This window comes from Kitasatospora sp. NPDC001540 (genome assembly GCF_042894345.1).
In the GTDB taxonomy this organism is placed as follows: domain Bacteria; phylum Actinomycetota; class Actinomycetes; order Streptomycetales; family Streptomycetaceae; genus Kitasatospora; species Kitasatospora phosalacinea_C.
Genome location: NZ_JBIAVO010000026.1, coordinates 53336 through 76507 on the forward strand (window position 1 = coordinate 53336; position 23172 = coordinate 76507).

Consider the following 23172-nt stretch of genomic DNA (forward strand, 5'->3'; position numbering starts at 1 on the left):
GTCAGGCCCGGTCAGGCCTTGGAGACGAAGGCGTCGAACATCTTCTTGGCCTCGGCGCCGAGGGTCGGACCGGCCTGCCAGCCCGCCTCGTCGTCACCGATCGAGACGTTCGAGAACAGCACCGTCCTGCCGTTCTGGCGGGTCAGCCAGCCGCCGCCGGAGGAACCGCCGGTCATGGTGCAGCCGATGGCGAGCATCGGCGGGCGCGAGGCCAGGAAGGCGAACGGGGCGAGCTTGGCGTTGGAGTCGCAGTGCTCCAACTCCTCGCCGTCGAACGGCGGGTCGGCCGGGTAGCCGTACGCCTTCGGCGCGGTGACGTCCTCCGGCTTGGCGTTGAACAGGATCGGCACGGAGCTGCCGACCGTCTCCTCCAGCGAGCGGTCGCCGTCGAGCGGGGACACCTTCACCACCGCGAAGTCGAACTGGCTGGCCTGGTTGCCCACGTGGGTGCCCTCCTGCGTCCACTGCGGCATCGTCAGCATCGCGTCGGCGGCCCAGCGGCCCAGCGGGGCGGCCTCCTGCCAGGAGTCGATCGACTTGCCGTTGCTGGTGGCGCCGGAGCGGTTGTACGCCGGGATGAACATCATCTTCTTGACGTAGTCGCTGCCCTTGCCGCCGTGCACGCAGTGCCCGGCCGTCCAGACCAGGTTGCTCTGGCCCGGGTGCTTCGGGTCGGAGACCACGGTGCCCGAGCAGGAGTGCTCCTCGCCCTCGGCGTTCACGAACAGGAGCCGGCCGATCACGGCGGTGTCCGCGCTGTACGGGTGCGGCTGGGGCTTGGCGGCTATCCGGGCCGGCAGGGTGAACTCCCGGAAGGACGGGGCCTGCTTGTCCGGCTTGACGGAGTCGCCGCCGCGCGGGTCGGTCGGCTTCTTCTTGTCCCAGAAGCCCTTGATCGCCTTGATGTCCTCCGGCTTGAAGCCGTTCTTCGCCGCCCACTTCTGCCAGTCCTCGGCGGACCAGTTCGGCACCTGGGAGACGAAGTTCTGCAGGTCGGCGACGTCGACGGAGTCCCCCGTCGCGTGGGAGGTGGCCTGGGTGGCCGGGGTGGGGTCGGCGCTCTTGCCGCAGGCGGCGGTGCCGACGGCGAGCACCGTCACCAGGGCGGCCGCGGCCGCGCTCCGGATCCGGCGTGCTGCGCGGTGCTGGTCGGTCATGGGTTGTCCCCCCGTGTTCGGTGAGCGGAAAGCGGATCGGAAACGGATCGGAGGCGGGCCGGGACGCGCGCGGGGCGGCCGCCCCGGGGTCGTGCGGGCCGGGTGGGGGCGCCGCGCGGCCGTGCGGTCAGGTCCGGGAGATGTAGGCGAGCGCCTGGCGGGCCGTCTCCTCCAGGTAGGGGCCGTGCAGGGCGGTGTGCGCCTGGCTGCCGATCGAGGTGTTGCTGACCAGCCGCTGGCGGCCGTCCGGCCCGTCGGCGAACCAGCCGCCGCCCGAGGCCCCGGCCGTCATGGTGCAGCCGATCACCAGCATCGGCGGCCGGGACGCGTCGAAGCTGCGCGAGCCCGGACGGCCGGAGTCGCAGCGCTCCAGCTCCTGCCCGTCGAACGGCGCGACGGCCGGGTAGCCCCAGGCCTGGATCGCCAACTGCTCGCGCGGGGCGTCGAACCAGACCGGGACGGCGGTGCCGATGACCTCCTCCAGCGAGCGGGTCTCGCCCTCCGGGCCGCGCACCCTGACCACCGCGAAGTCGTACTGGTTGGCGGCGTCCCCGCCCTTGGTGCCCTCGGTGGTCCACAGCGGCGAGGTGATCACCTTGTCGGCCCACCACTGCCCGAGCGGGGCGACCTCGGCCAGCGTCGCCCGCCGGTGGTCGCTGGCCGCGCCGGAGCTGTTGTAGGCGGGCACGAACACCAGGTTCCGGTACCAGTCGCCGCCCTTGCCCTCGTGCACGCAGTGCGCGGCCGTCCACACCAGGTTGCTCCGGCCCGGGTGCGCCGGGTCGGCGACCACGGTGGCCGAGCACTGGCCGGTGCCGCCGTTCGGCGCGGTCATGAACACCTTCCCGGAGGCCGGGTAGCTGGTGTACGGGCGCGGCACCGGCTGCGCGGCCACCGGCGGCGGCGCGGCGGGCGCCGTCGCGGACGGTGACGCGGACGCGGGCGGTGCCGGGGGCGGCGACGCGGGCCCGGTCGGCGCGGGCGCGTCCGTCGCGGGAGTCTCCGGTGCCGGGGCGGGCTGCTGCGGCGGGGCCTGGTCCATCTTCTCGGCGCTCCACAGGCCCGGCACCACCGGGTTGCGGAAGCCGTGCCGCTGCGCCCAGCGGTCCCACTCGGCGGCTCCCCAGTGCCGCAACTCGGCGAAGTCGCGCGGGTTCCCGTCGCCCCCGCCGCCGCCCCCGCCGTCCGTCGTGCAGGCGCTCGCGCCGCCGACCAGGACGGCGAGCGCGGACAGCACGGCCACCACCCTCCGTGCCCTCACCATCGACCCCCCAGTAACGGACCGTCTCCCCGGGAACAGTCTTCCATCCGGGTGCGTCGCACCGGCGGGGAGGTGCCCCTGCTGTTGACGTCCGGTCACCGAACCGTGATGGTGACGGCCCGTCAGGATCGCGTCCACTCACACCTGAGGGTGAGTGATCGGTCGAAACTCACCGGAACGAGTGAGCTGATCTTGTGCCCGGCCACGGGGGATAGGTAACCCTTACCGGAAGGCAGTCACGCGGCTCAAGGAGCGGATTTGGCCAGCACCCTCACCGGCGTTCCCCCGGCCGTCCGGCCGACGGCCGGGCACCCCGACCCGGACCCGCTGCTGCACCCCGACCCGGCGGTGGCCGCCGAACACGCCGCCACCGAGAGCCTGTTGCGCTGCTGGGCCCGGGAGACCGCCGCCGAACGCCCGGACGGCGACCTGCTGCGCATCCCGGTGCTCGGCGGCGCCGCCCGGCTGTCCGCACCGGTGCGGCACTGGTCGGCCTGCGGCTGGCACCGGTTCGGCCCCGCCACCGTCTCCACCGTCGACGCCGAGCACCCGGTCGACGCGGTCACCGTCGCCGCCCTGGTGGCCGGCGCCACCGGCCGCCCCGAACCCGGCCAACTCGCCGACCTGACCGCCCGGGTGGCCGACTCGGTGGGCCGCACCGCGGAGATCCTCGCCCACCGCCGGGCGGTCTCCGCCGCGCCCGCCGACGCGTTCCTGCGCGCCGAGCAGTCGCTGCTGCTCGGCCACCCGCTGCACCCCACCCCGAAGAGCCGCGACGGCCTCGGCCCCGCCCAGTCCGCCGCGTACTCCCCGGAACTGCACGGCAGCTTCCGGCTGCACTGGTGGGCCGCGCACCGCTCGTTGCTGGCCGGGGACTCCGCCACCGGCACCCCCGTCGAGCAGCTCACCGCCGGGCTGTACGGCCGTCCGCTGCCCGCCGACGCGGCCGCCCTGCCGCTGCACCCCTGGCAGGCCCGCGAGCTGGCGCTGCGCCCGGCCGTCGCCGACCTGCTGGAGCAGGGCCTGCTCACCGACCTCGGCCAGCACGGCGAGCCCTGGCACCCCACCAGCTCGGTGCGCACCGTCTGCCGCCCCGGCACCCCGTGGATGCTCAAGCTGTCGCTGGGCCTGCGGATCACCAACTCCCGCCGGGAGAACCTCCGCAAGGAACTGCACCGCGGCGCCGAGGTGCACCGGCTGCTGGAAGCCGGCCTGGCCGAGCGGTGGCGGGCCGCCCACCCCGGCTTCGACATCGTCCGCGACCCGGCCTGGATCGGCGTCGACCACCCCGCCCTCGCCGACCCCAACGGCCTGGACACCGTGCTGCGGCAGATGCCGTTCGGGCCCGCCGACCGGGCGCTGTGCGTGGCCGGGCTGGTCGCCGAACAGCCCGTCGGCCGCGACCGGACCGGCTCGCAGCTCGCGGACGTCGTCGGCGAGCTGGCCGCCCGCACCGGCCGCCCCGGGCCGACCGTCGCCACCGAGTGGTTCCTGCGCTACCTGGACGCCGTCGTCCTGCCGGTCCTGTGGCTGGACGGGCAGGCCGGGATCGCGCTGGAGGCCCACCAGCAGAACAGCCTGGTCCTGCTGGACGCCCTCGGCTGGCCCGCGGGCGGCCGCTACCGCGACAACCAGGGCTACTACTTCCGCGCCTCGCACGCCGACCGGCTGCACGCCCTGCTGCCCGCGCTCAGCGCGCACAGCGACACCTTCGTGCCCGACCGGGTCGCCGACGAGCGCTTCGCCTACTACCTCGGCATCAACCACGTGCTCGGCCTGATCGGCGCCTTCGGCTCCCAGGGCCTCGCCGACGAGCACCTGCTGCTGGCCGCGCTGCGCCGCTTCCTGTCCGGCCCCGCCGCGACCGCCACCGGCTCCGCGCTGCCCGCCCACCTGCTGGACGCGCCGACCCTGCGCTGCAAGGCCAACCTGCTCACCCGGCTGCACGGCCTGGACGAACTCGTCGGCCCGGTCGAGACCCAGTCGGTGTACGTCGAGATCGACAACCCGGTGGCCCGGGCGTGATCCCGGAGACCGGGGCGATAGCCACCACGGCCGGTGAACTCGTCCTGCGCACCGTGCGGTTGGCCACGGACCTGGCCCTGCTCACCGGCTGGATGAACGACCCGGACACCGACCGCTGGTGGGCCCTCGCGGGCCCGCCCGGCACCACCGCCGACCACCTCGCCGCCCAACTCGACGGCGACGGCCGCAGCCGCCCCGTCCTGGCCCTGCTCGACGGCGCGCCCACCGGCTACTTCGAGCTCTACCGGGCCGACCTCGACCCGCTGGCCGCGCACTACCCCGCCCGCCCGCACGACCTGGGCGTCCACCTGCTGCTGGCCCCCGCCGCCCGCGGCCGGGGCCTGGCCGCCCCGCTGCTCGACGCGATCGCCGCCCGGCTGCTGCGGCGCGAACCCCGCTGCACCCGGGTGCTCGCCGAACCCGACGTCCGCAACACCCCCTCCGTCCGGGCCTTCGCCCGGGCCGGGTTCACCCGCGTCGCCGACCTCGACCTGCCCGACAAGCGCGCCGCCCTGATGATCCGGCGGCGCGCCGACACCCCGCCGCTCCCTAGGACGACATGACTCCCCACGACGACACGGCGGGCCGGCCGCCCGAGCCGTACGACCTGATCGGCGTCGGCATCGGCCCGTTCAACCTCTCGCTGGCCGCGCTCGCCGACCGGGCCGAGCACCTCGCCGCGCTGTTCCTCGACGCCCGGCCCGAGTTCCGCTGGCACCCCGGCATGCTCGTGGACGGCGCCCGGATGCAGGTCCCGTTCCTGGCCGACCTGGTCACCCTGGTCGACCCCACCAACCCCTGGTCGTTCCTCAACTACCTGCGCGAGCGGCAGCGGCTCTTCCCGTTCTACTTCAGCGAGCGCTTCCACCTGCCCCGGCGCGAGTACGAGGACTACTGCCGGTGGGCCGCCGAACGGCTCCCCAACTGCCGCTTCGGCAGCCCCGTCACCGCCGTCCACTGGGACGCCGAGGAGCGGCTCTACCTGGTGCACGCCGCGGGCGCCGTGCACCGCGCCCGCCACCTCGTCCTCGGCACCGGCACCGAACCCGTCCGCCCCGAGGCCTTCGCCCCGCTGCGCCACCACCCCGCCGTCCTGCACTCCGCCGACTACCTGACCAGGCGGCACGAGCTGGACGGCGCCCGGGACGTCACCGTGGTCGGATCCGGCCAGTCCGGCGCCGAGGTCTTCCTCGACCTGCTGCGCCACCGGGCCGGCGACGGCACCCGGCTGCGCTGGCTCACCCGCACCCGGGCGATCGCCCCGATGGAGTACTCCAAGCTCGGCCTGGAGCAGTTCACCCCCGACTACACCCGCTACTTCCACGGCCTGCCCGCCGACGTCCGGGACGCCCTCGTCCCCGCCCAGTGGCAACTGCACAAGGCCGCCAGCGCCGAGACCCTCGCCGAGATCCACGACCACCTGTACGAGCGCACCGTCGGCCGCCCGATCGACGCCGAACCCGTCGAGATCCTCCCCGGCACCGCCGTCACCGAGGCCGTCCAGGGCCCCTGCGGCGGCCTCGAACTGCACTGCCGGCACGGCGACTCCGGCCGCCGCCACCTGGTCCGCACCGACGCCGTGGTGCTCGCCACCGGCTACCGGGCCGTCCGCCCCGCCGCCCTCGACCCGATCGCCGAGCTGATCGACTGGGACGAGCAGGGCCGCTACCGGGTCGACCTCGACCACCGGGTCGCCACCCGGCCGGAACTCACCGGCGGTCTGTACGTCCAGAACGCCGAGCTGCACACTCACGGTGTCGGCACCCCGGACCTCGGGCTCGGCGCGCACCGCGCCGCCGTGATCCTCAACGCCGTCGCGGGCAAGACCCTCCACCCGCTGCCCCGCCGCACCGCCTGGACCACCTTCGAGCCGCCCGCCGCCGCGGCGCTCCCGCGACCCCAGGAAGGAACCGAGCGTGCCGCAGCCCGCCGCTGACCCGGCCCTCCACCTGCCGCCCCAGCTCACCGCCGAGCACTGGCGGGCCGCCGGACGCGAGATGCTCGCCAAACTCCTCGGCGAGTTCGCCTACGAGGAACTGCTGCACCCGCGGGCCGAGGGCGACGGCGGCCGCTACCTGCTGCGGCTCCCGGACGCCGACTACCGGTTCACCGCCCGCCGCGGCGCGTACGGCAGCTGGCGGGTCGCGGCGGCGTCGATCGAGGGCGGTGACGACCCGCTGCGCTTCCTCCAGCAGGCCCGGCACGTCCTCGGGCTGAGCGGCGACACCACCGGCCACCTGGTCCGCGAGCTCACCGCGACCCTGATCGCCGACGTCCACCTGCGGGCCACCGCGCTGACCGCCGCCGAACTCGCCGACCTCGACCACGTCGCCCTGGAGGGCCACCAGACCGGCCACCCGTGGATCGTCGCCAACAAGGGACGGCTCGGCTTCTCCGCCACCGACGCGGCCGGCTGGACCCCGGAGGCCCGGCTGCCCCGCGCCCTGCCCTGGCTCGCCGTGCACCGCAGCCTGGCCGAGTTCCGCGGCGACCCGACGATCTACGACACCGAGCTCGACCTCGCGTTCCGCGACCAACTCGGCGAGCGCGCCGACGAGTTCTGGCTCCTGCCGGTGCACCCCTGGCAGTGGGACGAGACCGTGGTCGGCCTGTTCGCGCCGTGGATCGCCGACGGCCGGATCGTCCCGCTGCCTACCGACGGCGACCTGCGGCTGCCCCAGCAGTCGATCCGCTCCTTCTTCAACCTCAGCCGCCCCGACCGCTGCACCGTCAAACTGCCGCTCGCCATCCTCAACACCCTGGTCTGGCGCGGCCTGCCCACCGAACGCGCCCTCGCCGCGCCCGCCGTCACCGCCTGGATCCACCACCTGCGCGACAGCGACCCGTACCTGCGCGACGAGTGCCGGGTGATCCTGCTCGGCGAGATCGCCTCCGTCACCGTCGAGCACCCGCTCTACCGGGACCTGCCCGAGGTGCCCTACCAGTACAAGGAACTGCTCGGCGCGATCTGGCGCGAACCCCTCGGCCGCCACCTGGAGCCCGGCGAGCGGGCCCGCACGCTGGCCGCGCTGCTGCAGACCGGCTCGGACGGGCGGGCGCTGACCGCCGAACTCGTCGCCCGCTCCGGCCTGCCGCCCCGGGAGTGGGTGGGCCGGCTGTTCGACGCGATGCTGCCGCCGCTGCTGCACTTCCTGTACCGCTACGGCCTGGTGTTCTCCCCGCACGGCGAGAACGCCATCGTGGTCTTCGACCGGGACGACGTCCCCGTCCGGCTCGCCGTCAAGGACTTCGTCGACGACGTCAACCTCAGCGACCGGCCGCTGGCCGAACTCGCCGACCTGCCCGCCGACATCGCCGGGGTGCTCAACCGGGAGGACCCGGACTACCTCTGCCAGTTCCTGCACTCCGGCCTGTTCATCGGCGTCTACCGCTACCTCGCCCCGCTGCTGGAGGACCAACTCGGCCTGCCCGAGGAGGAGTTCTGGGAGATGCTGCGCACCGGGATCCGCTCCTGCCAGCGGCGCTTCCCCGAACTCGCGGACCGCCACAAGCTGTTCGACCTGTTCGCACCCCGGATCGACCGGCTCTGCCTGAACCGCAACCGGCTGCTGCTGGACGGCTACCGGGACCGGCCCGACCGCCCGCACGCCGCCGTCCACGGGCAGGTCGACAACCCGCTGCACGCCGGGGTGCGGCTGCCCGCCCAGGCGTCCCGGGTTGTCAGCCCCGCCCCGTAGGCTGGGGGGCGTCATGACGAACGACACCACCGAACCCCTGCCCGGCGGCCCGGAGACGGCCGAGCCCCCCGCGCCGGTCCCCGCCTCCCGCATCCCCGAACTGCTGCACGCCGCCGTCGCCGCCGTCGGCGGCACGGAGCGGCCCGGGCAGGTCAGGATGGCCGAAGCCGTCTCCGCCGCCGTCGACGAGGGCGAGCACCTGCTCGTCCAGGCCGGCACCGGCACCGGAAAGTCCCTCGCCTACCTGGTGCCCGCCCTCGCCCACGGCGACCGGGTGGTCGTCGCCACCGCGACGCTCGCCCTGCAGCGCCAGCTCGTCGAGCGCGACCTGCCGCGCACCGTCGAGGCCCTGCACCCGGTGCTGCGCCGCCGCCCGCTGTTCGCCATGCTCAAGGGCCGCTCCAACTACCTGTGCCTGCACCGCGCCAACGAGGGCACCCCGAGCGACGAGGGCGAGGGCCTGTTCGACCCGGTCGACGCGCTCGGCGGCCCCACCGGCAAGCTCGGCCAGGACGTGCTGCGGCTGCGCGAGTGGGCCGAGGAGACCGAGACCGGCGACCGCGACGACCTCACCCCCGGCGTCTCCGACAAGGCCTGGGCCCAGCTCGCCGTCACCTCCAAGGAGTGCCTGGGTGCCTCCCGCTGCGCCTACGGCGAGGAGTGCTTCGCCGAGCAGGCCCGCGAGCGCGCCAAGCTCGCCGACGTGGTGGTCACCAACCACGCCATGCTCGCGATCGACGCGATCGAGGGCGCCCCCGTGCTGCCCGAGCACGGCCTGCTGATCATCGACGAGGCCCACGAACTGGTGAACCGGGTCACCGGCGCCGCCACCGCCGAACTCACCGTCGGCGCCGTCAACCGGGCCGTCAAGCGCGCCGCCAAGCTCGCCAACGAGAAGGCGGTGGACGCGCTCCAGGCCGCCGCCGAGAACTTCCACGGCCTGATGGAGACCGCCCAGCCCGGCCAGGTCGACGAGCTCCCCGAGTACCTCGGCTACGCGGTCGCCGCCATCCGGGACGCCTGCCGCCAGGTCATCACCTCCCTCGGCGAGACCCGCGACAAGGGCCTCACCGACGAGGACGCCGTCCGCAAGCAGGCGATGGCCTCCGCCGAGACGCTGCACGAGACCGCGGACCGGCTGCTCACCGGCTCCGAGTACGACGTGATCTGGATCGAGCGCTCCGACCGCTACGGCCTGGGCACCGCCTCGCTGCGGGTCGCCCCGCTGTCGGTCTCCGGCCTGCTGCGGGAGAACCTGTACCGCGACCGCTCGGTCGTGCTGACCTCCGCCACGCTCAAGCTCGGCGGCGACTTCAACGGCGTCGCCGCCTCGCTCGGCCTGCCCGGCGAGACCAGGCTCCCCGACCACCGCACCCCCGACGGCCCCGCCGCCGAGACTGGGGAGGACGCCCCGCCGTACTGGCGCGGCCTGGACGTCGGCTCCCCGTTCAGCTACCCCAAGCAGGGCATCCTCTACGTCGCCAAGCACCTGCCGCCGCCCGGCCGGGAGCCCGACCGGCCCGAGATGCTGGACGAGCTCGCCGAGCTGATCGGCGCGGCGGGCGGGCGCACGCTGGGCCTGTTCTCCTCGATGCGGGCCGCCCAGACCGCCGCCGAGAAGCTCCGCGAACGCCTCGACGTGCCGATCCTGCTCCAGGGCGAGGACACCCTCGGCGAACTCATCAAGGCCTTCGCCGCCGACGCCGAGACCTGCCTGTTCGGCACGCTCTCGCTCTGGCAGGGCGTCGACGTGCCCGGCTCCGCCTGCCAGCTCGTCGTGATGGACCGGATCCCCTTCCCGCGCCCCGACGACCCGCTGATGAGCGCCCGGCAGAAGGACGTCGAGGCGCACGGCGGCAACGGCTTCATGGCGGTCGCCGCGACGCACGCCGCGCTGCTGATGGCGCAGGGGGCGGGCCGCCTGGTCCGCGCCGCCGACGACAAGGGCGTCGTGGCGGTCCTCGACCCGCGGCTGGCCACCGCCCGCTACGGCGGCTTCTTCCGCTCCTCCATGCCGGACTTCTGGTACACCACCGACCGCAACCAGGTCCGCCGCTCGCTCGCCGCGATCGACGCCGCGGCCCCGCCGGTCAGGCCCCGCTGAGGGCGGCGGCCCGGGCCCGCGGGTACGGGCCCGGGCCGTTCGCCCCCGCTCAGTCGGTGGCGTCGACCAGGCGGCGCATGATCGCCATCAGCTCCTCGGGCGGGACGATGCTCGCCGTCCGGGTCTCCGGGTCGACGTGCGTGATCGAGGTCAGCTCGCCCGCGCGCCACCAGAACACCCGCGGCGACAGCCGTCCCGGGCCGTCCTCGTACGCGCCCTGCGCGAACATCGCCAGCGAGTTGACCGCCTCCGCGACGTGCCGGTCGGCGAGCGGGTAGAACACCAGGTTGTGCCGGTTCGGGACGACCAGCAGCACGCCCTCGTCCGGGATCGCCGGACCGCCCGCGGCCCGGACCGCCTCCTCGAACACCAGCAGCTTGCTGGCCGCGAACACCGACTCCGGGTGGCCCAGCAGGTGCAGGACAGCGCCGCCCGGACGGTCGACGAGGTGGTGGTCCACCGGCTCGGCGAGCAGGTTGGACCGGCCCGCGGCCGAGAGCTCCCCCCAGCCGAGGCCCGCCACGTCCCGGTCGTCGAGCAGCCGGACGCTCTCCGGGCCGTCCAGCACGCAGCCCACCAGCAGGTCGGTGGCCAGCCGCCGCAGGTAGTGGAACTGCGGCCGGGCCTCCTCCGGCACCGACTCGTCGGCGACCAGCCGCAGGTACACGCTGCTCAACTGTTCCGGGGCGAGACGGGTGGACAGGTCGCTCATGCGCGGTTCCTCGGGGTGTGCGGGCCGCGGCGGGGTGCCGGGCGCGGTTCGGTGAGTGGCGGCGCGGCTCGTCGAGCCGGCCGTACACCGATCAGATCACGCAACTCCGCGCCCCCGCACGGGTTTCCGACCCACCGGGCGGTAACCGGGCGGAAACGGCGAGGTCCGGCCGCGGACGGGCACCCGTCCACGGCCGGACCTCGCCGGCGCACCCTTCAGAGGCGCCGCAGCACCGCCACGACCTTGCCGAGGATCGTCGCGTTGTCGCCCGGGATCGGCTCGTACGCCGCGTTGTGCGGCATCAGCCAGATCTTGCCGTCCTCGCGCTTGAGCCGCTTCACCGTCGCCTCGCCGTCGATCATCGCGGCGACGATGTCCCCGTTCTCGGCGACCGGCTGCTTGCGGACGGTCACCCAGTCGCCGTCGCAGATCGCGGCCTCGACCATCGAGTCGCCCTTGACGGTCAGCGCGAACAGCTCGCCCTCGCCGACCAGCTGGCGCGGCAGCGGGAAGACGTCCTCCACGGTCTGCTCGGCCAGGATCGGGCCGCCGGCCGCGATCCGGCCGACCAGCGGCACGTACGAGGTGGACGGCCGGCCCGAGGTCTCCGCCGCGGCCGGGCGGGCCACCTCGACGCCGCGGACCTCGTAGGCGCGCGGGCGGTGCGGGTCGCGGCGCAGGAAGCCCTTGCGCTCCAGGGCCATCAGCTGGTGCGCCACCGAGGAGGTGGAGGAGAGGCCGACGGCCTGGCCGATCTCGCGCATGGACGGCGGGTAGCCGCGGCGCTGGACCGAATCCCGGATGACCTCGATGACCCGGCGCTGACGCTCGGTCAGGCCGGCCTCGTCGGTGCGGATGCCGGGGGGGCGGCCGGGGAGGGAGCGGACGACGGGGGCGGGCGCGCCGAGCGGAGTCTCCTCGATCGGCTGACTACGGCTCATGGTCTGGTCCATGCTCTCCTGGTCAGTGGTGCGCGCGGAACGCTCCTGCACCGGGATGGCGGTCTTGGCATCGGCGGTGTGCATGATGCCGGTGGCGCTGGGGGTGGACATCGCTGCGACCCTCTCGTCGGGCTGGTGCTCCATCTGCCCAGCTCAACTGGCCCCTCTATCGAAAGGTTGCGCCAAACACACGTTCGAGTGAATTTATTCGAGGTCGGCTGACTTGATCAAGACTCCGGGTGTAAGTCGATTGCCTGTTCGACTCGAACAGTCTATGGCGCCGCCCCGGCCGCTGTCCCCGAAACTGCGCGTTCACTCGGCGTGGCGCCGCGCCAGCCACAAGATCTAGTGGCTAGTCTCCTCGATCGGGCACAGGTGTTGTGTTCGGGTAGAGTGTTGCGAGTTGTTCGCCGTCGGGTCGCAGGGAGGGAGTTCCAGGTGCACTGCCCCTTCTGCCGGCATCCGGACAGCAGAGTCGTGGACAGTCGGGCCAGCGACGACGGGAGCTCGATCCGCCGCCGCAGGCAGTGCCCCGACTGCGGTCGCCGGTTCACCACCGTCGAGACCGCCACCCTGATGGTGATCAAGCGCAGCGGCGTCACCGAGCCCTTCTCCCGCGAGAAGGTGATCTCCGGCGTCCGCAAGGCCTGCCAGGGCCGCCCGGTCACCGAGGACGCGCTGGCCCAGCTCGGCCAGCGGGTCGAGGAGTGCGTCCGGGCCAGCGGCAGCGCGGAACTCTCGACGCACGACGTCGGACTGGCCATACTCGGCCCCCTGAAGGAACTGGACGTGGTGGCGTACCTGCGGTTCGCCTCCGTCTACCGCGCCTTCGACAACCTCGAGGACTTCGAGGCCGCGATCGCGGAGCTGCGCGCCGAGCGACCCGCGGCCCCCGAGCCGGTGCCCGTGCCCTAGTCGGCGCCCGCACCGCCGCCCGTACCCGCGTTTCCCACGTCCCGACGTTTTCCCGTAGTCACCAGTAGTACCCGTGCGCAGTGGCGGGGATCCCCCCTGCCCGCGTGCGGACGGAACGAACCAGTCGTGCCCGGACTTTTCCGGGCACTTCGGGCGTTTGCCCAGGAGGAGGAGCAGGAGCAGTGACAGACACCACGAGCGGGTCCGCACGAGGGTCGAAGTCGGACAAGGCCGCCAAGGGAGCCAAGGGCCCCAAGGCCGGGCTGCGGCTGGAACGCATCTACACCACCCCTGGGGTCCACCCGTACGACGCGGTCACCTGGGAGCGCCGTGACGTGGTGATGACCAACTGGCGCGACGGCTCGGTCAACTTCGAGCAGCGCGGCGTCGAGTTCCCCGACTTCTGGTCGGTCAACGCGGTCAACATCGTCACCAGCAAGTACTTCCGCGGCGCGGTCGGCACCCCGCAGCGCGAGTGGAGCCTGAAGCAGATCATCGACCGGGTGGTGCTCACCTACCGCGCCGCGGGCGAGAAGCACGGCTACTTCGCCTCCCCGGACGACGCCGAGGTCTTCGAGCACGAGCTGACCCACGCCCTCCTCCACCAGGTGTTCAGCTTCAACTCCCCGGTCTGGTTCAACGTCGGCACCCAGCAGCCGCAGCAGGTCTCGGCCTGCTTCATCCTGTCCGTCGACGACTCCATGGAGTCGATCCTCGACTGGTACAAGGAAGAGGGCATGATCTTCAAGGGCGGTTCCGGCGCGGGCCTGAACCTGTCCCGGATCCGCTCCTCCAAGGAACTGCTCTCCTCCGGCGGCAACGCCTCCGGCCCGGTCTCCTTCATGCGCGGCGCCGACGCCTCGGCCGGCACCATCAAGTCCGGCGGCGCGACCCGCCGGGCCGCCAAGATGGTCGTGCTGGACGTCGACCACCCGGACGTCGAGGCCTTCATCGAGACCAAGGTGAAGGAGGAGGAGAAGATCCGCGCCCTGCGCGACGCCGGGTTCGACATGGACCTGGGCGGCGACGACATCACCTCCGTCCAGTACCAGAACGCCAACAACTCGGTCCGCGTCAACGACGAGTTCATGACCGCGGTGGAGAAGGGCACCACCTTCGGCCTGCGCGGCCGGATGACCGGCGAGGTCATCGAGACCGTCGACGCCAAGGGCCTGTTCCGCAAGATGGCCGAGGCCGCCTGGGCCTGCGCCGACCCGGGCATCCAGTACGACTCGGTGATCAACCACTGGCACACCTGCCCCGAGTCCGGCCGGATCAACGCCTCCAACCCGTGCTCCGAGTACATGCACCTGGACAACTCCAGCTGCAACCTGGCCTCGCTGAACCTGATGAAGTTCCTCCGCGACGACGACTCCTTCGACGCGCGGACCTTCGCCAAGGTCGTCGAGCTGGTCATCACCGCGATGGACATCTCCATCTGCTTCGCCGACTTCCCGACCGAGAAGATCGCCGAGACCACCCGCGCCTACCGTCAGCTCGGCATCGGCTACGCCAACCTCGGCGCCCTGCTGATGGCCACCGGCCACGCCTACGACTCGGCGGGCGGCCGCGCCCTGGCCGGGGCGATCACCTCGCTGATGACCGGCACCGCCTACCGCCGCTCCGCCGAACTCGCCGCCGTGGTCGGCCCGTACGACGGCTACGCCCGCAACTCCGCCCCGCACCGCCGGGTCATGCGGCAGCACGCGGACGCCTCGGCCGCCGTCGCCCCGCTGGACGACCTGGACGCCCCGGTCTGGGCGGTCGCCAACGACACCTGGGCCGACGTGGTCCGCCTCGGCGAGCAGAACGGCTTCCGCAACGCGCAGGCCTCGGTGCTGGCCCCGACCGGCACCATCGGCCTGATGATGGACTGCGACACCACCGGCGTCGAACCCGACCTCGCCCTGGTCAAGTTCAAGAAGCTGGTCGGCGGCGGCTCGATGCAGATCGTCAACGGCACCGTCCCGCGCGCCCTGAAGCGCCTGGGCTACCAGGACGAGCAGATCGAGGCGATCGTCGCGCACATCGCCGAGCACGGGAACGTCATCGACGCGCCCGGTCTCAAGACCGCCCACTACGAGGTGTTCGACTGCGCGATGGGCGAGCGGTCGATCTCCCCGATGGGCCACGTCCGGATGATGGCCGCGATCCAGCCGTGGATCTCCGGCGCCATCTCCAAGACCGTCAACATGCCGGAGAACGCCACCGTCGAGGACGTCGAGGAGATCTACTTCGAGGCGTGGAAGCTCGGCGTCAAGGCGCTGGCGATCTACCGCGACAACTGCAAGGTCGGCCAGCCGCTCTCGGCCAAGACCAAGGCCCCGGCCGCGGCCACCGCCTCGGCCCCCGCGCCGGCGGTGGAGAAGGCCGTGGAGAAGGTCGTCGAGTACCGGCCGACCCGCAAGCGCCTGCCCAAGGGCCGCCCCGGCATCACCACCTCCTTCACGGTCGGCGGCGCCGAGGGCTACATGACCGCCAACTCCTACCCGGATGACGGCCTCGGCGAGGTCTTCCTCAAGATGTCCAAGCAGGGCTCGACCCTCGCGGGCATGATGGACGCCTTCTCCATCGCCGTCTCGGTCGGCCTGCAGTACGGCGTCCCGCTGGAGACGTACGTCGCCAAGTTCACCAACATGCGCTTCGAGCCGGCCGGCCTGACCGACGACCCGGACGTGCGGATGGCGCAGTCCATCGTCGACTACATCTTCCGCCGCCTGGCCCTCGACTTCCTGCCCTTCGAGACCCGCTCCGCGCTGGGCATCCACTCCGTCGAGGAGCGCACCCGGCACCTGGAGACCGGCTCCTACGAGCCGACCGAGGACGACGTCGACATCGAGTCGCTGGCCCAGTCCGCCCCGCTCGCCCCGGAGAAGCCGCACGTCGCCCTCCCGCTGGTCGAGCAGCCCAAGGCCGCCCCGGCCGCGCACAACTCGACCGAGCTCGCCGAGATCCGCCTCGGCCTGAACGCCGACGCCCCGCTCTGCTTCTCCTGCGGCACCAAGATGCGCCGCGCGGGCAGCTGCTACCTCTGCGAGGGCTGCGGCTCCACCAGCGGCTGCAGCTGACGCACCGCCGCCGCACGCCAACGCCCGGGGCGCCCACCGAAATCCGGTGGGCGCCCCGCGCCGTGCGCGGCACCATGTCCGGATGGACGAGACCGCGGACAACCGGCTGGAACTGCGCATCGACGACCTGCCGTCCCACCGGCGGACCGAACTGCACCTGCTGGTCGACGGTCGGGACGTGCTGGCCGCCGGCCTCGCCGACGGGCACGGCGGCCCCGACCCGCGCACGCTGCTGGGCCCGTACAGCCCGCTGCTGCCCGGCGCCGTCCCCCGCGAGGTCCGGCTGCACGTGGCGGGGTGCGGGCACGAGGACTGCTGCGGCGCGCTGTACGTGACGGTGCGCCGGGAGGGCGACGCGGTGCGCTGGGACGGCTGGCGCAACCCCGACCTCCCGGACCTCGACCTCCCGGCGTACCGCTTCGACGCCGAGCGGTACGCGGCGGAGGTCGAACGCGCGGGCGCCGGCGTCGAGGACTGGCCCGCACGCGGCGTCGGCCGCCTGCTGAAGGACGAGTTCGTCCGCCGCCCGGAGCTGCTGGCCGCCTGGGAGTGCGAGCTGCACGCGGTGTGGACCAGGCCGTGGAAACCCGACCGGATCGACCTGACCTTCTGGCACCCGACGCGCCCCGAGGCCCGCGGCAACGAGCCGTACCTGCAGTTCATCGCCGAACTGCCCGTCCCGGACGGCGAGCCGCGGGCCGCGGCCGCCGAGCTGGTCGAACATCTCGTCGCGACCGACCCGCGCGCCTGGGCGAAGGTCTGCGGCGGCCGGGCGGATTACGCGGAGGCGCTCGGCTACCCGTGGCCGGAAGGCATGTGAGGCGTTCCCCGGCCGGGCCGGGGCCGGTAGCCTCCGGGCATGCTGCTGACCGAGGTGCTGCTGTCCTCCGGCCGTTCGATCCGCCTCGACGAGGTGCGGATGTCGCCCACCTACGGGGGCATGCTGGAGGGCTACCCGTGCCGGCGGGTCAACGACTGGAGCATCAGGAACCAGCGGAGCGCCGTCGCGCGGCAGTACCCGTCGATACCGGCCCACCTGGTGGAGCCGGTGCGGGAGCACCCGGAGGACGGGATTCGGGGAGGACTGGGCCCGGAGGAACGGCTGCCCCTGGTGCGCTGCGTCGGCCTGTTCAGCAGCCGCCCGGTCGGTTCGGGCGACGCCGACTTCTCCCGGCTGGTGGTGGCCTGGTACCAGCCGGGCCCGGAGCTGGCCGACCTGGCCGCGGCGGTGCCCGGACTGGTCGACCTGCCCTGGGACGAGCTGGCCGAGGACTGCGAGTACTGAACTCCCTTTCCCCGTACGGCGCCCGGCGCCGTACGGTGCCCGGACGGACGAGGTGCCGACCAGTCGGCTGGAGCTGCGCGTCGAGGACGTGCCGGGCCGGGCCGGACCGAAATGCGGCTGCTGGTCGACGGGTCCGACCTGTGGAGGCCGGGTTCGGCCGCCGGCTGCTCGGCCCGGGGCCGGAATCCCTGCTCGGGCCGTACAGCCCGCCGCTGCCCGGCCCCGAGCGGTGCGGGCGGGGCACCGGGGGCCGGACCGGATCGGCCTGCTCTTCCACCACCCGGCGGTGCCCGACGACCGCGCGGGCCTGCCCTTCCTGCAGTTCCAGGCCGAGCCGGCCGTCCCGGCCAGTGACCCGGAGGCGCTGGCCGCGGAGCTGGTGGAACGGATCACCTCGACCGACCCGCGCACGTGGTCCCGGCTCTGCGGCGGCGACGCCCGGTACGCGGAGCGGCTCGGCCACCCGCGGCCCGAGGACCTCTGATCCGGCCCCCGCGGCGGGCGGGGTTCCCCCGGCTGCGTGGGCCGGGCTGCCGGGGGCGGCGGAGGCGGGCAGGCTGGGGGCACTGGCGGAACTGAGGGGTGAGCGCGATGCGGCCGATACTCGTGACGGGCGGTACCGGGACCCTGGGGCGCGTGGTGGTGCGGCGGCTGCTGTCGCGGGGCTGCCCGGTGCGGGTGCTGAGCCGCCAGGCGCACACGCCGGGGGAGCACGGCTGGGCGGTGGGCGACCTGGTGACCGGCCGCGGGGTGGAGGCGGCGCTGTCCGGCGCCGGGACGGTGGTGCACTGCGCGACCACCCACGGCGGGCGGGACGTCGCGGCGACCCGGCGGCTGGTGGAGGCGGCGGGCGGCGCCGGGGTCTCGCACCTGCTGTACGTGTCGATCGTCGGGGTGGACCGGGTGCCGCTCGGCTACTACCGGACGAAGGCGGAGTGCGAGCGGCTGGTGGTGGAGTCCGGCCTGGGGTGGACGGTGCTGCGGGCGACCCAGTTCCACGACCTGGTGGCGCGGGTGCTGGACGGCCTGTCGAAGGCGCCGGTGCTGCTGGTGCCGCGCGGGGTGGCGCTCCAGCCGGTCGACGTGCGGGAGGTCGCGGAGCGGGTGGCGCAGCTGGCCGAGGCGGGCCCGGTCGGGCGGGCGGACGACTTCGGCGGGCCCGAGGTGCGTCCGGTGGAGGTGCTGGCGGCGGAGTTCCTGCGGGCCCGGGGGCGGCGGCGGCCGGTGCTGCGGACGCCGCTGCCGGGCGGGACGGCGCGGGCGCTGCGGGCGGGCGGGAACCTGGTGGCGGGGGGCCCGGGTGGCGTGGGGAGTCCGGGGGCCGCGCGCCCGGCGGGCCGGACCACCTTCGCGGAGTTCCTGGCGGAGCGCTACCCGGCCTGATCCGGCCCGTCCGCGTGTCAACCGGGGTTGACGCCGCCGGTCGCGTCAACCTATGTTGACACCATGAGCGAGACGACACGGCTCGCGGCCGACGCGAGCAGCGGCGACCCGGCCACCGGCCTGCGCGCCGTCCGGGCCCTGCGCGACCTGGCCGAGCGGCTGGAGGACCTCCAGGTCGGCAACGCCCGCCGCAAGGGCTGGTCCTGGCAGGAGATCGCGGTCTGCCTGGGCGTCACCAGGCAGGCCGTGCACAAGAAGCACGCCCGACGGGCGGCCGGACAGGGAGGGGACTGAGATGTTCGAACGGTTCGCGGCGGAGGCCCGCCGGGCGGTCACGCTGGCCGGCGAGGAGGCCCGCCGGATGCGCCACGACCACCTGGGCACCGAGCACCTGCTGCTCGGCCTGCTCGCCCAGCCGCAGGACCCGACCGCCCGGGTGCTCGGCGGGTTCGGCCTCGACCTGGACGGCGGGCGGCGCGCGGTGCTCCGCGCCCTGGGCGGCCCCGAGCCGGAGCGGGACGCCGCCGCGCTGGCCGCGATCGGCATCGACCTGGACGCGGTCCGCGAGGCCGTCGAGTCCGCGTTCGGGCCGGGCGCGCTGGACGGACCGCCGCCCGCCCGCCGCTCCCGCTGGAGCGGGCCCCGGTTCACCGAGCGCGGCCGCCGGGTGATGGTGCTGACCCTGCGGGCGGCCACCGGCCGGCGGGCCCGCCGGATCGAGACCGGCCACCTGCTGCTCGGCCTGCTCCGCGAGGGCGGCGGGGTGGCCGTCCGGGTGCTGCGCGATCACGGCGTCGACCCGGCCGAGCTGGAGCGCGCGACGGAAGCTTCGCTGGTGAGCGGCCTGCGGGCGGCCTCATAGCACGGACTGGTCACAACTGGGGCGCTGCCCGATGAAGGTCGAACGCACTCCTTGGCCTGGGGGTACCGGTGAGTTAACGTCTTTGAGCCAGCGATCGCTGGGTACAGATCACATCTCCGGTACGGCGCAGCGTTGTTCTGTCTGAAGGCTGGCATGTCCATGCCCTGGCAAGGAGGACCGCATTGACCACCCCCGTGACCACCGGACGCCGTCGGCTGCTGGCCGTACCGGCGGTCCTGGCACTGGCGTTGACGGCCGCGTGCTCGAACAGCTCCTCCGACGGCGGTGGTGGTGGGGGCGGCTCCGCCGCCGCGCTGACCGGTGACTGCGCCAAGTACCAGGCGTACGCGGGCCACTCCGGCACCAAGGTGTCGATGTACGCCTCGATCCTCTCGCCGGAGTCGGACTCGCTGGAGAAGTCCTGGGCCGAGTTCACCAACTGTACGGGCATCAAGATCGTCTACGAGGGCTCCAACGACTTCGAGTCGCAGCTCCCGGTCCGGGTGGCCGGCGGCAACGCCCCCGACCTGGCGATCATCCCGCAGCCCGGCCTGCTCGCCCAGATGGTCAAGTCCGGCAAGGTGGTCAAGCCGCCGCAGCAGACCGTCGAGAACGAGAACAAGTGGTCGCCGGTCTGGAAGCAGTACGGGTCGGTCAACGGCACCTTCTACGCGGCGCCGATGAGCGCCAACATGAAGTCGCTGGTCTGGTACTCGCCCAAGGCGTTCAAGGCCGCCGGGTACGAGGTCCCGAAGACCTGGGCCGACCTGGTCGCGCTCAGCGACAAGATCGCCCGGGCCGGCGGCGAGACGAAGCCGTGGTGCGGCGGCATCGGCTCCGGCACCGCCACCGGCTGGCCGGCCACCGACTGGCTGGAGGAGATCGTCCTCGGCTCGTACGGCGGTGACGTCTACGACCAGTGGATCAACCACCAGGTGAAGTTCTCCGACGAGAAGATCACCACCGCGATGCAGACCCTGGCCGGCTGGATGCAGAACCCGGCCTGGGTCAACGGCGGCATCGGCGACGTCAAGACGATCGCCACCACCACCTTCCAGGACGCGGGCGCCCCGATCCTCAGCAACAAGTGCGCGATGCTCCAGCAGGCGTCCTTCTACCGCGCGCAGTGGCCCAAGGGCACCAGCATCGGGCCGGACGGCGACGTCTTCGCCTTCCAGCTGCCCGCGGTGAACCCGCAGGTCCACAGCCCGGTCGAGGGCGGCGGCGAGTTCCTGACCGCGTTCTCCGACCGGCCCGAGGTGCAGGCCGTGCAGAACTACCTGTCCACCTCCGAGTGGGCCAGCAGCCGGGTCAAGGTCTCCCCGGGCTGGGTCTCCGCCAACCAGGGCGTGGACAAGAGCCTGTACACCGACCCGATCGACAAGCTCTCCGCCGAGTCGCTCACCGACCCCGCGGCCACCTTCCGGTTCGACGCCTCCGACCTGATGCCCGCCGCCGTCGGCTCCGGCGCCGAGTGGAAGGCGCTGACCGCCTGGTTCGCCGAGGGCCAGTCCGTCCAGAAGACCGCGAGCGACATCGACGCGGCCTGGCCGCAGTAACCGGACGCCACCGGGCAGCGCGGGCCCGCCCGCGCTGCCCTTCCCGTGCCCCGAGGAAGGATCCTCCGCATGCCCACCGATCCCCGGCTCGCCGGGCCGGCGCTCCACCTCGCCGACTCGCTGTGGCAGGACGCGGCGATCAAGTTCGGCAACACCGCGGGCGCCGTCCTGGGCTTCCTCGGCGTGCTGCTCGCGGTGTTCTTCGCGGCGGGCCGCGCCACCGGCCGCTTCTCCCGGCCGCTGGCGGTCGTCCTGATGCTCGGCCCCGCGGCCCTCCTGCTGGTCGTCGGCCTGGTGGTGCCGCTGCTGCGCACCGTCTACCTGAGCTTCTACGACGCCGACTCGGCGAAGTTCGTCGGCGGCAGGAACTACGGCTGGGCGGCGACCAGTTCGCAGATCCACGACGTGCTGCTGAACACCCTGCTCTGGCTGGTGGTCGCCCCGATCGCGGCCACCGGGCTCGGCCTGCTGCTGGCCCTGCTGGTCGACCGGATGCGCGGCCAGGCGGTCTACAAGTCGCTGATCTTCATGCCGATGGCGGTCTCGCTGGTGGCCGCCTCGCTGATCTTCAAGCTGCTCTACGAGTCGCGCGGCCCCGGCCAGAACCAGGTCGGCCTGCTCAGCCAACTCGCCGTCGCGGTCGGCTGGGACGACCCGCCGAACTGGATCCTCTCCCAGCCGCTGAACAACTTCCTGCTGATGTCCGCCATGGTCTGGGTGCAGACCGGCTTCGCCATGGTGGTGCTGTCCGCCGCGATCAAGGCCATCCCGGACGAGATCACCGAGGCCGCCCGGCTCGACGGCGCCTCGGGGGTGCGGCTGTTCCTGCACGTCACGGTGCCGATGATCCGCACCACGCTGGTGGTGGTGCTCACCACCATCATGATCATCACGCTGAAGGCCTTCGACATCGTCCGCACCATGACCGGCGGCAACTTCGGCACCCAGGTGCTGGCCAACGAGATGTACTCGCAGAGCTTCGAGCAGTACAACACCGGCCGCGGCAGCGCGCTCGCGGTGATCCTCTTCCTCGCGGTGGCCCCCCTGGTGGTCTACAACATCGCCCTGCTGCGCAAGGAGCGTGCGACCCGATGAGCGCCGAGCCCACCCTCGACAAGGCCGCCGCCCCCGGGCCCGGCAAGGCGGCCCGCCCCGACCTGCCGCCCGCCAAGGCCGTCCGTCGGGCGTTCAGCTCCCCGCTGGCCAGCGCCCTGGTGATCGCCGTCACCGTGCTGTGGACCATCCCGACCATCGGCCTGCTGGTCACCTCGCTGCGCCCGAAGGGGGACGTGGCCTCCAGCGGTTGGTGGGAGGCGTTCGTCCACCCCGACTTCGGGCTGGAGAACTACCGGTCGGTGCTGTTCGACAACACCTTCGGCACCTCCGGCGGCCTGATGCCGTACCTGGTCAACTCGGCGGCGATCGCGATCCCGGCGACGGTCTTCCCGCTGGTGCTGGCCGCGATGGCCGCGTACGTGCTGGCCTGGGTGCGGTTCAAGGGCAGCGACACGCTCTTCTTCGTGGTCTTCGCCCTGCAGGTGGTGCCGCTGCAGATGTCGCTGATCCCGCTGCTGCGACTGTTCTCCAGCGGCGCGCACCTGGGCTCGGTGACGGTCGTCCCGGCGCTCAGCCTGCAGGACAGCTACCTGCCGGTCTGGCTGACGCACACCATGTTCGCGCTGCCGCTGGCGATCTTCCTGCTGCACAACTTCATCGCCCAGCTGCCCCGCGACCTGATGGAGGCGGCGGTGGTGGACGGGGCCTCGCACTTCAAGATCTTCCGCTCGATCGTGCTGCCGCTGAGCGCCCCGGCGCTGGCCTCGTTCGCCATCTTCCAGTTCCTGTGGGTGTGGAACGACCTGCTGGTGGCGCTCACCTTCGCGGGCGGCAAGCCGACCGTCGCGCCGATCACCTCCCGGCTGGCCCAGCTGTCCGGTTCGAACGGCAGCCGCTGGGAGCTGCTCAGCGCGGGCGCCTTCCTGTCGATGATCGTCCCGCTGGCGGTGTTCTTCGCCCTGCAGCGGTACTTCGTCCGCGGGCTGCTGGCCGGGTCGGTGAAGGGCTGACCCGGGCGGTCGGGGTTTCTTGAACGTGCGCGGACAGACTGGTCGGATGCGGAGCGTTCGCGTCCTAGTTGGCCGGAAGTCGTGGTTGTGATGTGAGGGTTCTGCGGACGCGCCGGGGTCGGAGCCGGTAGGACGG

General features: G+C 73.2%; 20 protein-coding genes. 16 read left to right on the forward strand and 4 right to left on the reverse strand.

Annotation, left to right across the window (positions count from 1 at the left end; genetic code table 11):
* Positions 1 to 11: 11 nt before the first annotated feature.
* Both ACFY00_RS26670 and ACFY00_RS26675 read right to left on the reverse strand, forming a co-directional pair.
* A complete protein-coding gene (locus ACFY00_RS26670) occupies positions 12 to 1157 on the reverse strand; it encodes a trypsin-like serine peptidase (protein WP_388034088.1) in 1146 nt (381 codons plus the stop codon).
* A gap of 127 nt (positions 1158 to 1284) precedes the next feature.
* On the reverse strand, positions 1285 to 2400 hold the full coding sequence (locus ACFY00_RS26675; protein ID WP_388034089.1) for a trypsin-like serine peptidase: 1116 nt from the start codon (positions 2398 to 2400) through the stop codon (positions 1285 to 1287).
* 276 nt (positions 2401 to 2676) lie between these two features.
* Between ACFY00_RS26675 and ACFY00_RS26680 the strand changes: the two genes are divergently transcribed.
* From ACFY00_RS26680 to ACFY00_RS26700, 5 genes are read left to right on the forward strand one after another with little or no spacing between them, the layout of a single operon-like run.
* Complete coding sequence (locus ACFY00_RS26680; protein ID WP_388034090.1) at positions 2677 to 4443, forward strand: IucA/IucC family protein; 1767 nt, start codon at positions 2677 to 2679, stop codon at positions 4441 to 4443.
* Positions 4440 to 5006, forward strand: a complete 567-nt coding sequence (locus ACFY00_RS26685; RefSeq protein ID WP_388034091.1) for a GNAT family N-acetyltransferase — start codon at positions 4440 to 4442, stop codon at positions 5004 to 5006. The genes ACFY00_RS26680 and ACFY00_RS26685 overlap by 4 nt, the downstream gene beginning before the upstream one ends.
* The gene (locus ACFY00_RS26690; RefSeq protein ID WP_388034092.1) at positions 5003 to 6379 is read left to right on the forward strand and encodes a lysine N(6)-hydroxylase/L-ornithine N(5)-oxygenase family protein; all 1377 of its coding nucleotides are present in this window, start codon (positions 5003 to 5005) and stop codon (positions 6377 to 6379) included. Before ACFY00_RS26685 ends, ACFY00_RS26690 begins: the two co-directional genes overlap by 4 nt.
* Positions 6360 to 8141 carry an IucA/IucC family protein gene (locus ACFY00_RS26695; protein WP_388034093.1) on the forward strand — a complete coding sequence of 594 codons (1782 nt, stop codon included), beginning with the start codon at positions 6360 to 6362 and terminating at the stop codon, positions 8139 to 8141. The genes ACFY00_RS26690 and ACFY00_RS26695 overlap by 20 nt, the downstream gene beginning before the upstream one ends.
* Positions 8142 to 8154: 13 nt before the next feature.
* Positions 8155 to 10245, forward strand: a complete 2091-nt coding sequence (locus tag ACFY00_RS26700; protein WP_388034094.1) for an ATP-dependent DNA helicase — start codon at positions 8155 to 8157, stop codon at positions 10243 to 10245.
* A 49-nt stretch (positions 10246 to 10294) separates the two neighbouring features.
* On the opposite strand, the gene ACFY00_RS26705 is transcribed toward ACFY00_RS26700, so the two are convergent.
* Together ACFY00_RS26705 and lexA are read right to left on the reverse strand one after the other, a co-directional pair.
* Entirely contained in the window at positions 10295 to 10957 is a 663-nt protein-coding gene (locus ACFY00_RS26705) for a hypothetical protein (protein ID WP_388034095.1), read from the reverse strand.
* Positions 10958 to 11172: 215 nt separating this feature from the next.
* Positions 11173 to 11898: a transcriptional repressor LexA gene (gene lexA, locus ACFY00_RS26710; RefSeq protein WP_285738817.1), complete on the reverse strand. Its 726-nt coding sequence runs from the start codon at positions 11896 to 11898 to the stop codon at positions 11173 to 11175.
* A gap of 438 nt (positions 11899 to 12336) precedes the next feature.
* Here lexA and nrdR point away from each other — a divergent pair, with 438 nt between their 5' ends.
* The 11 genes from nrdR to ACFY00_RS26765 all read left to right on the forward strand — a co-directional run bounded on the left by nrdR (position 12337) and on the right by ACFY00_RS26765 (position 23036).
* Entirely contained in the window at positions 12337 to 12813 is a 477-nt protein-coding gene (gene nrdR, locus ACFY00_RS26715; protein WP_285738757.1) for a transcriptional regulator NrdR, read from the forward strand.
* Between the two features lie 182 nt (positions 12814 to 12995).
* Positions 12996 to 15881 (forward strand): vitamin B12-dependent ribonucleotide reductase, encoded by a 2886-nt coding sequence (locus tag ACFY00_RS26720; RefSeq protein WP_388034096.1) that lies wholly within the window; start codon positions 12996 to 12998, stop codon positions 15879 to 15881.
* Between the two features lie 82 nt (positions 15882 to 15963).
* Positions 15964 to 16701: a hypothetical protein gene (locus ACFY00_RS26725; RefSeq protein ID WP_388034097.1), complete on the forward strand. Its 738-nt coding sequence runs from the start codon at positions 15964 to 15966 to the stop codon at positions 16699 to 16701.
* A gap of 39 nt (positions 16702 to 16740) precedes the next feature.
* Entirely contained in the window at positions 16741 to 17166 is a 426-nt protein-coding gene (locus tag ACFY00_RS26730; RefSeq protein WP_388034098.1) for a hypothetical protein, read from the forward strand.
* Between the two features lie 286 nt (positions 17167 to 17452).
* Positions 17453 to 17650: a hypothetical protein gene (locus tag ACFY00_RS26735; RefSeq protein WP_388034099.1), complete on the forward strand. Its 198-nt coding sequence runs from the start codon at positions 17453 to 17455 to the stop codon at positions 17648 to 17650.
* Positions 17651 to 17757: 107 nt separating this feature from the next.
* Complete coding sequence (locus ACFY00_RS26740) at positions 17758 to 18549, forward strand: SDR family oxidoreductase (protein ID WP_388034100.1); 792 nt, start codon at positions 17758 to 17760, stop codon at positions 18547 to 18549.
* Positions 18550 to 18612: 63 nt separating this feature from the next.
* Positions 18613 to 18843, forward strand: a complete 231-nt coding sequence (locus tag ACFY00_RS26745) for an RNA polymerase subunit sigma-70 (RefSeq protein ID WP_388034101.1) — start codon at positions 18613 to 18615, stop codon at positions 18841 to 18843.
* 1 nt (position 18844) lies between these two features.
* Positions 18845 to 19411, forward strand: coding sequence for a Clp protease N-terminal domain-containing protein (locus tag ACFY00_RS26750; RefSeq protein WP_388034102.1), 567 nt, complete (start codon positions 18845 to 18847; stop codon positions 19409 to 19411).
* 182 nt (positions 19412 to 19593) lie between these two features.
* A complete protein-coding gene (locus tag ACFY00_RS26755) occupies positions 19594 to 20970 on the forward strand; it encodes an ABC transporter substrate-binding protein (protein ID WP_388034103.1) in 1377 nt (458 codons plus the stop codon).
* Between the two features lie 69 nt (positions 20971 to 21039).
* Positions 21040 to 22065, forward strand: a complete 1026-nt coding sequence (locus ACFY00_RS26760) for a carbohydrate ABC transporter permease (protein WP_388034104.1) — start codon at positions 21040 to 21042, stop codon at positions 22063 to 22065.
* A complete protein-coding gene (locus ACFY00_RS26765; RefSeq protein WP_388034105.1) occupies positions 22062 to 23036 on the forward strand; it encodes a carbohydrate ABC transporter permease in 975 nt (324 codons plus the stop codon). The genes ACFY00_RS26760 and ACFY00_RS26765 overlap by 4 nt, the downstream gene beginning before the upstream one ends.
* Positions 23037 to 23172: the final 136 nt, after the last annotated feature.

Bases quoted from the DNA above. Each gene is read 5' to 3' on its own strand.
- ACFY00_RS26670 (WP_388034088.1), bottom strand. From the start codon at position 1,157: ATGACCGACCAGCACCGCGCAGCACGCCGGATCCGGAGCGCGGCCGCG.
- ACFY00_RS26690 (WP_388034092.1), top strand. From the start codon at position 5,003: ATGACTCCCCACGACGACACGGCGGGCCGGCCGCCCGAGCCGTACGAC.
- ACFY00_RS26700 (WP_388034094.1), top strand. From the start codon at position 8,155: ATGACGAACGACACCACCGAACCCCTGCCCGGCGGCCCGGAGACGGCC.
- ACFY00_RS26705 (WP_388034095.1), bottom strand. From the start codon at position 10,957: ATGAGCGACCTGTCCACCCGTCTCGCCCCGGAACAGTTGAGCAGCGTG.
- lexA (WP_285738817.1), bottom strand. From the start codon at position 11,898: ATGAGCCGTAGTCAGCCGATCGAGGAGACTCCGCTCGGCGCGCCCGCC.
- ACFY00_RS26725 (WP_388034097.1), top strand. From the start codon at position 15,964: ATGGACGAGACCGCGGACAACCGGCTGGAACTGCGCATCGACGACCTG.
- ACFY00_RS26730 (WP_388034098.1), top strand. From the start codon at position 16,741: ATGCTGCTGACCGAGGTGCTGCTGTCCTCCGGCCGTTCGATCCGCCTC.
- ACFY00_RS26740 (WP_388034100.1), top strand. From the start codon at position 17,758: ATGCGGCCGATACTCGTGACGGGCGGTACCGGGACCCTGGGGCGCGTG.
- ACFY00_RS26745 (WP_388034101.1), top strand. From the start codon at position 18,613: ATGAGCGAGACGACACGGCTCGCGGCCGACGCGAGCAGCGGCGACCCG.
- ACFY00_RS26750 (WP_388034102.1), top strand. From the start codon at position 18,845: ATGTTCGAACGGTTCGCGGCGGAGGCCCGCCGGGCGGTCACGCTGGCC.
- ACFY00_RS26760 (WP_388034104.1), top strand. From the start codon at position 21,040: ATGCCCACCGATCCCCGGCTCGCCGGGCCGGCGCTCCACCTCGCCGAC.
- ACFY00_RS26765 (WP_388034105.1), top strand. From the start codon at position 22,062: ATGAGCGCCGAGCCCACCCTCGACAAGGCCGCCGCCCCCGGGCCCGGC.